The 11,875-nt window shown below is 62.9% G+C and carries 11 protein-coding genes; 2 read left to right on the top strand and 9 right to left on the bottom strand.

The genetic code is table 11. The annotated features are described in order from the left end of the window. The 5 genes from BFP92_RS00015 to BFP92_RS00035 form a co-directional block, all read right to left on the bottom strand. The coding region (locus BFP92_RS00015; protein WP_170875808.1) for an acyl-CoA dehydrogenase family protein at positions 1–408 on the bottom strand (408 nt) is incomplete at its 3' end. 34 nt (positions 409–442) lie between these two features. Next, positions 443–1,783, bottom strand: a complete 1,341-nt coding sequence (locus BFP92_RS00020) for an LLM class flavin-dependent oxidoreductase (protein ID WP_065911072.1) — start codon at positions 1,781–1,783, stop codon at positions 443–445. A gap of 14 nt (positions 1,784–1,797) precedes the next feature. Further along, positions 1,798–2,772, bottom strand: coding sequence for an ABC transporter substrate-binding protein (locus tag BFP92_RS00025; RefSeq protein WP_065911073.1), 975 nt, complete (start codon positions 2,770–2,772; stop codon positions 1,798–1,800). A 99-nt stretch (positions 2,773–2,871) separates the two neighbouring features. Further along, a complete protein-coding gene (locus tag BFP92_RS00030) occupies positions 2,872–4,455 on the bottom strand; it encodes a rhodanese-related sulfurtransferase (protein ID WP_065911074.1) in 1,584 nt (527 codons plus the stop codon). Then, on the bottom strand, positions 4,452–5,063 hold the full coding sequence (locus tag BFP92_RS00035; protein WP_065911075.1) for a cysteine dioxygenase family protein: 612 nt from the start codon (positions 5,061–5,063) through the stop codon (positions 4,452–4,454). Before BFP92_RS00035 ends, BFP92_RS00030 begins: the two co-directional genes overlap by 4 nt. A 217-nt stretch (positions 5,064–5,280) precedes the next feature. On the opposite strand from BFP92_RS00035, the gene BFP92_RS00040 reads away from it, so the two are divergent. Both BFP92_RS00040 and BFP92_RS00045 read left to right on the top strand, forming a co-directional pair. Beyond that, entirely contained in the window at positions 5,281–6,186 is a 906-nt protein-coding gene (locus BFP92_RS00040) for a LysR family transcriptional regulator (protein WP_065911076.1), read from the top strand. Positions 6,187–6,438: 252 nt separating this feature from the next. Then, the gene (locus BFP92_RS00045) at positions 6,439–7,233 is read left to right on the top strand and encodes a class II aldolase/adducin family protein (protein ID WP_065911077.1); all 795 of its coding nucleotides are present in this window, start codon (positions 6,439–6,441) and stop codon (positions 7,231–7,233) included. A gap of 85 nt (positions 7,234–7,318) precedes the next feature. On the opposite strand, the gene BFP92_RS00050 is transcribed toward BFP92_RS00045, so the two are convergent. From BFP92_RS00050 to BFP92_RS00065, 4 genes are all read right to left on the bottom strand, one after another. Beyond that, entirely contained in the window at positions 7,319–8,401 is a 1,083-nt protein-coding gene (locus BFP92_RS00050) for an LLM class flavin-dependent oxidoreductase (RefSeq protein WP_065911078.1), read from the bottom strand. 200 nt (positions 8,402–8,601) lie between these two features. Next, complete coding sequence (locus tag BFP92_RS00055) at positions 8,602–9,909, bottom strand: ATP-binding protein (RefSeq protein ID WP_065911079.1); 1,308 nt, start codon at positions 9,907–9,909, stop codon at positions 8,602–8,604. Beyond that, complete coding sequence (locus tag BFP92_RS00060) at positions 9,906–10,646, bottom strand: response regulator (RefSeq protein ID WP_065911080.1); 741 nt, start codon at positions 10,644–10,646, stop codon at positions 9,906–9,908. The genes BFP92_RS00055 and BFP92_RS00060 overlap by 4 nt, the downstream gene beginning before the upstream one ends. A gap of 117 nt (positions 10,647–10,763) precedes the next feature. Continuing rightward, a partial coding sequence (locus BFP92_RS00065; protein WP_065911081.1) for an aminotransferase-like domain-containing protein occupies positions 10,764–11,875 on the bottom strand: 1,112 nt, incomplete at its 5' end.

The raw sequence follows: 11,875 nt of genomic DNA on the forward strand, positions 1-11,875 counted from the left end.
GGCCGGGGTGCCCAGGTCGGGTTCGACGCGCAGCGCGTTGATCAACGCCCCGTTGCGCACGGCGTCTTCGGCGACGTGCACGCGCAGGTGCTGCGGCCAGGTTTTGCTGTCTTGCAGGCGTGTGTGTTGCAGGTACTGCATCACCAGAATCAACGCGGTAGACGGCTCGCCTTTGGCAATCGCGCTGATGGCCTTGCGCGCCTGCGCCAGGCTGGCGCCACCACCACCCAGTGCCTTGGGCACGGTGAGGGCGACCAGGCCATGTTCATGCAGCCGCTGGAAGTTGGCGTGGGGGAAGGCGCCGCTTTCGTCATACCGGTGCGCGGTGCTGGCCAGCTCGGCGCTGAGGCGTTCGAGCAGGGCGTCGAATTGCGCGACTTCCACGGAGCGTAAAGACGGTTGAGTCATAAGTCTGTACTCAGTCAAAAATGTGGGATCGTGTTTAAGCCCGTGCTTTCAGGGGTGCTTCAACTTCGCTGTACCGATTGGTCGGCACCTTAAGCCCCAGGTTGTCGCGCAAGGTCTGGCCGCTGTATTCGCTGCGAAACAGCCCGCGTTGTTGCAGCACCGGCACCACCAGTTCGGTGAAGTACTGCAAGCCATCCGGCAGTACCGAGTTGATGATGAAGCCGTCGCTGGCGCCGGACTCGAACCAGGTTTGAATCGCATCGGCGACCTGCTCCGGGGTGCCGACAAAATCGCGCTTGGGCCGCGAAAAGCGCAAGGCCACTTCGCGCAGGGTCAGGCCTTCGTCCCTGGCCAGTTGCTTGATACGGTCGGAACCGCCTTTCTGGCTGTTGCTGCCCAGGTCGCCAAGCTCCGGGAAGGGGGCGTCCAGTGGATATTGGCTGAAGTCGTGGTCGTTGAAAGGGCGGCCCAGCGCCACAATCGCATCTTCGACGGTGACCAGGTCCACCGCCTGCTGATAACGGCGTTCCACCTCGGCGGCATCGCGCCCGACAATCGGGCGGATGCCCGGCAAAATCGACAGGCTCGCCGCATCACGGCCAAAACCCTTGGCGCGGCGTTTCAAGTCAGCCGAGTAAGCCTTGCCTTCTTCGAGCGTCTCGACATGCACAAAAATCGCATCGGAATGCTCGGCGGCGAAGTTGCGCCCATCTTCAGAGGTGCCCGCCTGAAAAATCACCGGCTGGCCCTGGCGTGAGCGGGCGATGTTCAGCGGGCCTTTGACCGAGAAAAACTCGCCCTTGTGGTTCAGCGCGTGCAGCTTGTCGGGGGTGAAAAATTCGCCGCTCTGCTTGTTATAGGCAAAGGCGTCGTCTTCCCAGGAATCCCACAGGCCCTTGACCACGTTCAGGTGCTCCTTGGCGATGCGGTAGCGCACGGCGTGGGGCGGGTGCTCGGCTTTGCCGAAGTTGTCGGCGGTGCCGCTCAGCCACGAGGTGACCACGTTCCAGCCGGCGCGGCCGCCGCTGATATGGTCCAAAGAGGCGAACTGGCGCGCCACCTGGTAGGGCTCGGTGTAGCTGACGGTCACGGTGGCGACCAGGCCGATGTGAGTGGTCAACGCGGCGAGGGCCGAGAGAAGGGTCAGCGGCTCGAAACGGTTGAGGTAGTGCGGGCTGGATTTGGCGTGAATGTGCAGGCTGTCGGCGATAAACACGAAGTCGAACTTGGCCGCTTCGGCCAGCTCGGTTTGTTGTTTATAGAAGCCAAAGTTCGTACTGGCATTCGGTTGCGCCTGCGGATGGCGCCATTCGCCCCAGCCGTGACCGACACCGTGGACCATAGCGCCCAGTTTCAGATGACGTGGCGTGCTCATAGGCGGCTCCTTGCTTAGCGCGATGCTTGGGAAGTGGGAAAACGTTCGGCGTTAAAGCTGGTGTCGAAACCCTGGGACACGTCGATGCGCTTGGGCAGCAAGCCTTCTTGCTGATAGGTGTCGGCGGTGGCTTGCAGGCCCTTGATTACGCTGTCGTCAATCACCACGGGGTTCAGTTGCGTGTCTTTGGCCACCTCCAGGTGCACCGCCAAGGGCAGGCCGGTAATTTTGGCCTGGGCGGCGGCGTATTCATCCGGGTGTGTGTTGGCCCAGGCGTAGGCACGGTCGACGCGGGCCACGAAGTCATCCAGTTGCGGGCGTTTGTTGGCGATGGCCTGGCGGGTGGCGGCGAAATACAGGTGGTTGCTCAACAACTGCTTGCCGCTGACCAGGACCCGGGCGTGGCTCTGTGAGGTGACCACCGTGGTGTAGGGGTCCCATGTCGCCCAGGCATCGACGGTGCCGTTATCGAGTACCAGCCGGGATTCGGCGGGCAACAGAAAAATGAATTGCACATCCTTGCTCGTCAGGCCCGCGCTGGCCAAGGCCCGGATCGCCAGGTAGTGCCCGATGGAGCCGCGTCCGGTGACGATTTTCTTGCCCTTGAGGTCGGCGGCGGTCTTGATCGGCGAGTCCTTGGGCACCACCAGGGCGGTGGTGTTGCGCCCTTCGGCGTGGATGATGCTGACCACCTTGAGCGCGGCACCGGCGCCCAAGGCGAACACATACGGCGCGTCGCCGAGGGCGCCGATATCGACGGCACCGGCGTTCAGGGCTTCGCCCAGCGGCGAGGCGGAAGGGAACTCCGACCACTGGATTTGATAGGGGACGTTTTTGGTTTCGCCGGAGGCTTCCAGCAGCGCCTTGATCGTGGATTTTTGATTGGCCACCCGCAGCGGTTGCAGGTCGGCGGCGTGTGCAGTGCTGATCAGGCCGAGGGCCAGGGCGCTGCTCAGGAACAGGTGTTTGAAGGGCGTGCGAAAGACCATGATGGATAAATCCCAGGCAAAGTGAAAAAGTGTGGGTTACCTCCGCCTGGCAAGGGGTCGGTGCGGCCTGCCCCGGTGTGGGGCAGGCGTGAAGGTGGTTCAGATCACGTAGAAACCGTGGGTGCCATCGCGTGCCAGCTGGTCGACCAGGCCGAATTCCCAGTCCAGATACGCCTGCATGGCTTCCTTCGGGCTGTCGGTGCCTTCGTACGGGCGGCGATAGCGGTCGATACGCGGTGACGCGAGATGGGTTTCGCCTTCTTCCAGCGGTAGCTTCTCGGCGATCCAGTTAAGCGTGCCCCCTTGCAGCAGGAACACCGGCTTGCCGGTGATGGCTTCGACGTCGGCGACCGCCAGGCGCGCCAGTTGGCTGGTGCCGCAGGTCAGCACGTAACGTTCGGCGGGTGGCACCTTGGCCAGGGCCTGGGGCAATTGCGCACGCAAGGCCCAGAAGGCACCGGGGATATGGCGTTTGACGTAGTTGACGCTGGGGGTGAAATCCAGCACCGCCGTGTCGCCATGGGTTAGCCACTCGGCCAGGGTGTGGGGGCTGATCAGTTCGGCCTGCAAGGGCGCCGGCACCGGCGCGACCCACGCGCCTTGTTCGCTGAAGTTCGCCGCTTGCAGGTCGTCCAGCACGTACACCTCCCAGCCCAGTTGCGCGAGCCATGAGGCGGACATATTGGCCCGCACGCCGTCGTCATCGGCCAGCACCAGGCGCGCGCCGCGCACGCTGGCCACATGGTCGGTTTCCTGCACCAATTGCCCGCCGGGTGTGGAGCGTGCGCCCGGCAAATGGCCGGCTTCGAATTCTTCCGGCGTGCGCACATCGAACAGGTAGGTGGTGCGGGTCGGCTCCTGCTGCCAGCGTTGCAGGTCGTTAAATGTGGCGCGGCCGACGCGTGCTTTGTCGGCGACGCGGCGTGCGTCTGCGGCGGCGATTTGACGGTGTTCTTCCGGGGTCGGCGCAAAGCGGCGCGCTTGGCCATGGGCGAGTTTCTGCCCAGCGAGGGTCCAGCCGATGGTGCCGTTGCGCAGTGCCGACACCGGGTTGGCGATGCCTGAGTTGATCAGCGACTGCGTGCCGATAATGCTGCGGGTGCGCCCGGCGCAGTTGACGATGATGCGGGTGGCCGGGTCCGGCGCCAGTTCACGGGCGCGCAGCACCAGTTCGGCACCCGGCACGCTGATGCCGGTGGGAATGCTCATGGTCTGGTATTCGTCGAAGCGGCGCGCGTCGAGCACCACCACATCGGCCTGGCTGTCGAGCAGGGCCTGCACTTCTTCGGCAGCCAAAGACGGCGTGTGGCGCTCGCTCTCCACCAACTCACCGAAGGCTTTGCTCGGCACGTTGACGTCGATAAACAGCTCGCCACCGGCGCGGCCCCAACCGTCCAGGCCGCCTTCGAGCAGGCTGACCTGGGTGTAGCCCAACGCAACCAGACGTGCGGCGGCGCGTTCGGCCAGCCCTTCGCCATTGTCGTAGACCGTCACTTGGGTATCGCGACGGGGAATGCGCGCATACACCTCCAGCTCCAGCTTGGACAACGGGATATTCGCAGCGAACAGCGGGTGCGACTCGGCAAAGGGCGCTTCTTCGCGCACGTCGACCAAGGCGACTTCTTCACGGTCCAACAGGGCCTGGCGAATCTGGGCGAAGCTGCGGTTCGATACGGTGGTCATAGGGCAGGGCTCTTTTCTTTGGACAAATCCCAGAGGTTCGGGAGGTAGGCGTTGGAATAACCGGAGATAAACAGTTTCTCGCTGCCGTCGGGCTGGTACACCGCACGGCGCACGGCCCCGATATTGGCGCCGTACACGTGAATGCTGATCGACACCTGGTCGCTGTGTGCATTGCTGACTTGATGGATATCACCGACTTTGGGCGACACCGCCTCAACCTGGCCGGGCAGCAGTTGAACCGGTGTGCCTTCGGCCACCAGGCTGCCATCGGGCGCCCGTTCAAAACCCTGGGAAAACTCCGCACCGCGCAACATGCCGATCAGGCCCCACACCCGATGGTCGTGAATCGGCGTGCGCTGGCCCGGCCCCCACACAAAGCTGACGATGCTGAAACGCTGGCGCGAATCGGCATGCAGCAAAAACTGCTGGTAGCGCTCGGAGTCGGGTTGGGCGTACTCGTCGGGCAGCCAGTCGTCATGGCTGACCAGTTGCGCCAACAGCTTGCCGCCACGGTGCAACAGGTCGCCTTCGCGTGGGTTGCCGTCGATCAGTTCCGCCAGGGCGCCAATAAAGGCTCTGAGTCTTTCGGGGTGTCGGGACTGGGTCATGGCAATTCCGGTTATGGGGATGGCGTGATGGGTTTATATAAGCATAATGTTGATAGTTAATATGCTATTTTTTAATGATTAGCTTATAGCTTCAGGTAATTTAGAACCGGTCTGAATAGCGTTAGACGTTATCGATCACAGCGCAGGCTATCCAGGCAGCCGTGTGGCAACTATGCTTGCCACACATCTTAATGACTGTTCTCTATGTGCGGCCCAAATGAAAATTGACGATATCGATGCCTTTGTCGAAGTGATTCGTTGCCAGTCCATCAGCCACGCCGCCGAGTCGTTGCAATTGACTCAGCCGGCCATCACCCGCCGCGTGCAGAACTTCGAGCAGGCGCTGGGCGTGGAGCTGTTCGACCGCAACACCAAGCCGCTCAAACCTACGTTGATCGGCACGCGGGTGTATGAACAATGCCGGCTGATCCTGCGCGAGATGGATGCCCTGCGTGAGCTGGTAGCCACCGATGCACCGCCCACCGGCGTGTTGCGCCTGGGCGTGCCGCAGACCATCGGCGATGTGGTGCTGCTGGATGCACTCAAGCATCTGCGCAGCGAATACCCCGACTTGCGCGCCCAGGTCGCCACGGGGTGGGGCAGCCAACTGGTCGGCAAGATCGAGCGCGGCGAGCTGGATGCGGCGGTGGCGTTGTTCCCGGCGGGCAAGATCTTCCCGGACAATATCGTCGGTGAGTCCATCGGCAAGATGGAGTTGGTGGTGGTGTGTGCCAAGGCACAGTTGCCGAAAAAGCCCTGCAAGTTGGCCGATGTGTACCAGGGCGGCTGGATTCTCAACCCGGATGGCTGTGGGTTCCGTGCCGGCTTGCAGCGCACCTTGTCCGACCAGGGCCTGGCGTTGCGGGTGAACCTGGAAACCTTCGGTACCGAGCTGCAACTGGGCCTGGTGGCGGACGGCCTGGGCCTGGGGCTGGTGCCACGCCCGCTGCTGGAGCGCAGTGCGCACCTTGAGCAACTGGCGGTGGTGCCGCTCAAGGACTTCAAGCCGGTGATGGATTTGTGGCTGATCTACCCGCACTTTCTGGGCAACCTGCAAGGGCCGGTGGATGCGTTCGGGACGCTGGTGGCGGCCTCTTTACACAAGCTCCGCAATGCTGCGTGAGCCTGGGGGGCTGCAGACTGATCGTTCCCACGCTCTGCGTGGGAATGCCTCCTGTGCCGCTCTGCGTCACGCTTTGGGACGCGGAGCGTCCAGGGCTGAATTCCCACGCGGAGCGTGGGAACTATCTATGTGGTAGTCGGCTTTTTTATAAAAAATAATAATAATTAGCTTAGATTAAAATGTGCTTTTTATTATTTTTGTCCATCCCCTAGGCTGACTGGAAGTCCTTAAGGCCATCCAGGAAGTTTTGCCATGAGCAGCGTCACCTCGCTTTCCAGTGTTTCCAGCAACGTCCGCCAGCGCGTCACGCCAGAAGAGTGGGAGGTGCGCGTCAAGCTGGCGGCGGCCTATCGACTGGCGGCGCTGTATAAGTGGACCGACCATATCTACACGCACTTCTCCGCCCGTGTGCCGGGGCCGGATGAGCATTTCCTGATCAACGCCTACGGGCTGCTGTTCGATGAAATCAACGCCTCCAACCTGGTCAAGGTCGACCTCGACGGCACGATTGTCGACGACCCGACCGGCCTGGGTATCAACTACGCAGGTTACGTGATCCACAGCGCCATCCACGGCGCGCGCCATGACCTGCAAGCGGTGCTGCACACCCATACGCGTGACGGCATTGCGGTGTCGGCGCAGAAGGATGGCCTGCTGCCGATCTCCCAGCACGCCATTGCGTTCTCCGGGCGCGTGGCCTACCACGGTTATGAAGGCGTGGCGCTGGACCTGGATGAGCGCGAGCGCTTGGTGGCTGACCTGGGCGACAAGAGTGTGATGATTTTGCGCAACCATGGGCTGTTGACTGCTGGCATCAGCGTGGAGCACGCCTTCCAGCAACTGCAAGGGCTGGAGCGCGCGTGCACTATCCAGATCGCGGCGCAGGCGGGCGGCAATGCCGAGCTTATCTTCCCGCCGGCAGAGGTGGTGGCCAAGGTGGAGGAGCAGGCCAAGGTGTTCAGCAATGGCGCAGGGCCGGGTGTGGCGCGGCATTGGAATGCGTTGATTCGGCAGTTGGAGCGTACGGATACCGATTACAAAAACTGAACCCATGCTCCACGCCAGACTCCTGTGGGAGCTGGCAAGCCAGCTCCCACAGTTGATCAGCTCCCACATGGGTTTTGTGGTGTGCTTAGGCGACCTGTTTGGCTTGTTCACGCTCGGCGACCAGCTGGCGGGTCAGTGGGATCAGCCGCTTGCCATAGTCGATTGCGTCGTTGAGCGGGTCGAACCCGCGTATCAGGAAGGTGGTGATACCCAGGTCGTAGTAGTCCAGCAACGCCTGCGCGACTTGTTCGGCGGTGCCGACCAATGAAGTGGAGTTGCCCTGCGCGCCCAGCAACGCGGCGATCCCGGTCCACAGGCGCTTGTCCAGGCGCGAACCCTGCGCTGCCGCTGCCAGCAAGCGGCGCGAGCCTTCGTTGGGTGGTTCGCGGCGCACGAAATCCTGCTTTTCGGCCAGTGCGGTCGCCTGCTGCAAGATCGTCTCGGCACGGGCCCAGGCCAGTTCCTCGGTTTGCGCGAGGATCGGGCGCAACGACAAACTGAAGCGAATCGTGCGCCCGTGCTTGGCCGCTTCTGCGCGCACCTGGGTCACCACTTCGCGCACCTGCTCGTAGGTTTCGCCCCACAGCGCATACACGTCGGCATGCTTGCCGGCCACCGCAATGGCGGCCGCTGAAGAACCCCCGAAGTACAGCGGGATATGCGGCTGCTGCGGCGACTTTACCGTCGAATGCGCACCCTCGACCTGGTAGTAGGTGCCTTTGAAATCGAAAGGCTGCTCGTGGGTCCATTCCTGGCGCACCACGCTGAGGTATTCATCGGTGCGTGCGTAGCGTTCGTCCTTGCCGATATGGCTGCCATCGGCGCGCAGTTCACGGTCGTCGCCGCCGGTGATGATATGTACGGCCGTGCGCCCGCCGTTGAACACGTCCAGGGTCGCGAACTGGCGTGCGGCCAAGGTGGGTTGGGCAAAACCGGGTCGGTGGGCGATCAGGAATTGCAGTTTTTGGGTCACGCTGGCGGCATGCGCGGCGATCAGCGTGCTGTCCGGGCTGTTGGAATGAAACGCCACCAGCGCGCGGTCGAAACCTGCTTCTTCGTGGGCGCGGGCCACGGTTTCGACGTAATCCGGTTGCAGGGTAGGGCCGCTGCGCGGGTGAATCTCGGAAGCGTGATGGCCGCCGATATAGCCGATAAATTCGATGCTCATTGGTCTGTCCTTGTCGATTGCGCGATTAACACCTCCTCCGGGCGTGGGGTCGGTCACTCGGGTCAAAAGTAAGGGCAGTGGCGGGGTCTGTAAAATGCCTGTTGGTTCTAACCTAATTATAAAAAACAGAATTATCATGCGTAATTTTTATTAAGGCTGTGCATTCAATGTAGTAAGCCTGCTGGCCACAGAGCAATGCGCTAAAGACTCAACCGAACCTCGGCACACAAGCCACCCTCAGCCCGATTACTCAAGGTCAGCGAGCCGCCGATCGCCACCGCCAGTTGCTGGGCAATCGCCAACCCCAGCCCGGTGCCGCCGGTGCCGCGGTTGCGTGAGCTTTCCACCCGGTAGAACGGCTGCAGCACCTGCGCCAGCTCGTCTTCGGCAATGCCCGGTCCTCGGTCCAACACCTTGATCGACAACTGCCCATCCGCGGCGCAGCCGACCTCCAGCTCGGCGTTGCCGGCAAATTTAAGGGCGTTGTCCATCAGATTCACCAGCACGCGGCGCAGCGCGTGGGGGCGGGTGTCGAGGATCAGCGCGCTTTTGCCGCGCAGGCTGACCTGCTTTTGCATGTCCTGATAGTCAAACACCAGGCTGTCGAGAAAGGCGTCCAGGTTAATGCGGTGGCTGGCCTCGGTAGCGCCGTGAACGCTGCGCGCATACGCCACGCCCTCACGCACCAGGTGCTCCATTTCGCTCAGGTCGCTCCACAGTTTTTCGCGGTCGGCGCTGTCATCCATAAACTCGGCGCGCAGTTTCATGCGGGTGATCGGCGTTTGCAGGTCGTGGGAAATCGCGGCGAGGATCTGCATGCGTTCCTTGAGGTATTCGGCAATGCGCTGTTGCATGGCATTGAATGCCGCTGCGGCATGTGCGACTTCACTCGGGCCGGTTTCGTCCAGGGGCGTGGGGTGGGCGTTCGGGTCGAGGGTTTCGACCGCACGCGCCAGACGTGTCAGCGGGCGCACGGCCAGGCGCACCGCGACCCAGGTGCAGGCGAGCAGCAGCGCCAGTTGCAGCACCAGCACCACCGGCAACCAATAGGCTACAGGCGGGGCGGCGGGGCGTACGTCGAGGGTGATCGGGTTGCCATCGGCCAGGGTCAGGTGCACCTGGAAGTGTTTCTGGATGCCCGGTATATCGCGAAAGGTCAGGGCGTAGTGCTCGCCCAGGGCGTCCGCAATCGAGGTGGCGGCCATTGGCACGTCGTGGCTGCTCATCGGTTCACCGGCCTCGCCGGCGTTGAGCAGGTACCGGTAGTTCTGCCGGTCGAGACGCGCCAGCCAACCGGCGCGCTCGTTGGCGGGCAGGCGGTCGAGGATGGCCACCGAGGTGGACACGTCGTTTTCCAGATTGCCGAGCATCACCGTGCGCGCACTGATGTAGCGCTCGTAGAACTGCGCACTGAATGACAACCCATGGGCACACACCAGGCTGATCAGAAAAATCAGCGACAGTTGCGACGCCAGTGTGCGCGGCCAGCCAACCCGCCATGGCTTCATTGCTCGGCCCCGAGGATTTGCACCGGCAGTGAAAACACATACCCCTCGCTGCGCACGGTTTTGATATAGGCCGGTTCGCGGGCGTCATCCAGCAAGCGTTGACGCAAGCGGCTCACCAGCAGGTCGATGGAGCGATCGAACAGGTCGGCGTCACGCCCCTGGGTCAGGTTCAGCAATTGGTCGCGGTTGAGCACGCGCTGCGGGTGGTCGAGAAACACCCGCAACAGGCGGTATTCGGCGCCGCTGAGGGCCACCAGGGTGTCGTCCTCGTCGAGCAGGTGGCGGGCGGTGGTGTCCAGGCGCCAGCGGCCAAAGCGGATCAGCCGCCCGGTTTCACTCACCACCAGGTTCGGCGGCAGCATGCGGGTGCGCCGCAGTACGGCGTTGATGCGCGCGAGCAGTTCACGCGCGGCGAACGGCTTGACCAGGTAATCATCGGCGCCCATTTCCAGGCCGATGATGCGGTCGGTTTCATCGTTGCGCGCCGTGAGCATCAGCACCGGCGAGGCTTTGTGCTTGCCCACCCGCAGTTCGCGGCACAGCTGCAAGCCGTCGTCGCCGGGCATCATGATATCCAGCACGATCAGGTCCACAGGCGTGGTATCGAGGAAGCTGCGCATCTGGCGGCCGTCGGCAACCACGGTGGTGCGCATGCCGTTTTTTTTCAGGTAATTGCCCACCAGTTCGCGGATTTCCCGGTCGTCATCGACGATCAGAATGTGATCGACATGATCCATGCTGCCTTCCTCGTTAAATACTCTTGGGCCGCAGTCTAGCCATCGCCGCAGGCTTTGCCTTGTGCCCTTTGTATTGCAGTGTATCTGGCGCTGACCAGATACACGGCGAAGCAAAAATCAGTGGCGCACGGCCTTGAGCAACAGTGCCTCGAACACCCGCTGGGCGCGCGGCTCATCCGTGTGGGCGACATTGAAGCGCATCGAATTGAGGTGTGCCGGGTCGTAGCCGAACAGCGCGCCCGGCGCCAGCACCAGGCTGCGTTTCAACGCCTCCTGGGCCAGCAGTTCACCGTTTACGCCCTTGGGCAGGCGCGCCCAGATAAACATCCCGCCTTCAAACGCCATCGGCAACTCGCAGCCGCAGCGCTTGAGCCATTGCTCGACGCGCCCGCCGGACTCCATCAAGCGCTGGACCATACGCTTGCGATGCTTGGCGTAGCTGCCTTCGCTGAGCATGCGGTAGACGATTTGCTCGAACAGCTCCGAGGTCACGCCGCCGCTCATTAGCTTCATGTTGGTGAGGTTGGCGGCCAGTTGCGGCGCGGCCACCACGTAGCTGACGCGGGTGTTGGCGCTGAGGATCTTGGAAAACCCGGAAAGATAGGTGACCTGATCCAGCCCGGCGAGGGCGGCCAGGCGCGGCGGCGGGTTGGGGTGCAGGTCGCCGTAGAGGTCGTCCTCGACGATGTGGCAATGGTACTGCTGGGTCAGTTGCAGCAGGCGAAACGCCTGGCCGGGACTGAAGGAGTGGCCGGTGGGGTTATGCAGCACGCTGGTGGTCAGGTACAGGCTGGGGCGGTGCTCGGCCAGCAGCTGTTCGAGCGCAGCAAAGTCAAAGCCGTCGGGGCGCCGCTCGATGGTCACCACTTTGACCCCGTGCAGGGCCAGGTTGGCGTGGAAGTTGAAGTAGCACGGCGCGTCCAGCAGCACCGTGTCGCCGGGGCGCGCGAGCAGGCGCATGAGCATGTCCAGGCCCTGCACGGTGTTGGGTGTGGTGATGATCTGTTCCACCGGCACCGACAAGCCCTCGCCGTGCAGCTTCTGTTGCAGCGCCTGGCGCAAGGGCAGCAGCCCGGCCGGTGTGCCCAGGCCGGCAATGCGCAGTGACGGCGCGCGCACCACGCTGCGCATCGTTTGGCGGATGGCCTCGCCGTTCAACCAGTCCTCCGGCAAGTGCCCGCCACCGGGGCGCAGCTCGCCGCTGGCGGTGACCAGCGGCCGGCGCAGCA

The sequence above is a fragment of the Pseudomonas sp. 58 R 3 genome (genome assembly GCF_900006605.1).
GTDB classification, from domain to species: domain Bacteria; phylum Pseudomonadota; class Gammaproteobacteria; order Pseudomonadales; family Pseudomonadaceae; genus Aquipseudomonas; species Aquipseudomonas salomonii.

What these genes read in the sequence shown, in the direction of transcription:
- BFP92_RS00050 (WP_065911078.1), bottom strand. Translation starts at nt 8,401, where the DNA reads ATGAGCATCGAATTTATCGGCTATATCGGCGGCCATCACGCTTCCGAG.
- BFP92_RS00035 (WP_065911075.1), bottom strand. Translation starts at nt 5,063, where the DNA reads ATGACCCAGTCCCGACACCCCGAAAGACTCAGAGCCTTTATTGGCGCC.
- BFP92_RS00040 (WP_065911076.1), top strand. Translation starts at nt 5,281, where the DNA reads ATGAAAATTGACGATATCGATGCCTTTGTCGAAGTGATTCGTTGCCAG.
- BFP92_RS00045 (WP_065911077.1), top strand. Translation starts at nt 6,439, where the DNA reads ATGAGCAGCGTCACCTCGCTTTCCAGTGTTTCCAGCAACGTCCGCCAG.
- BFP92_RS00020 (WP_065911072.1), bottom strand. Translation starts at nt 1,783, where the DNA reads ATGAGCACGCCACGTCATCTGAAACTGGGCGCTATGGTCCACGGTGTC.
- BFP92_RS00025 (WP_065911073.1), bottom strand. Translation starts at nt 2,772, where the DNA reads ATGGTCTTTCGCACGCCCTTCAAACACCTGTTCCTGAGCAGCGCCCTG.
- BFP92_RS00055 (WP_065911079.1), bottom strand. Translation starts at nt 9,909, where the DNA reads ATGAAGCCATGGCGGGTTGGCTGGCCGCGCACACTGGCGTCGCAACTG.
- BFP92_RS00060 (WP_065911080.1), bottom strand. Translation starts at nt 10,646, where the DNA reads ATGGATCATGTCGATCACATTCTGATCGTCGATGACGACCGGGAAATC.
- BFP92_RS00030 (WP_065911074.1), bottom strand. Translation starts at nt 4,455, where the DNA reads ATGACCACCGTATCGAACCGCAGCTTCGCCCAGATTCGCCAGGCCCTG.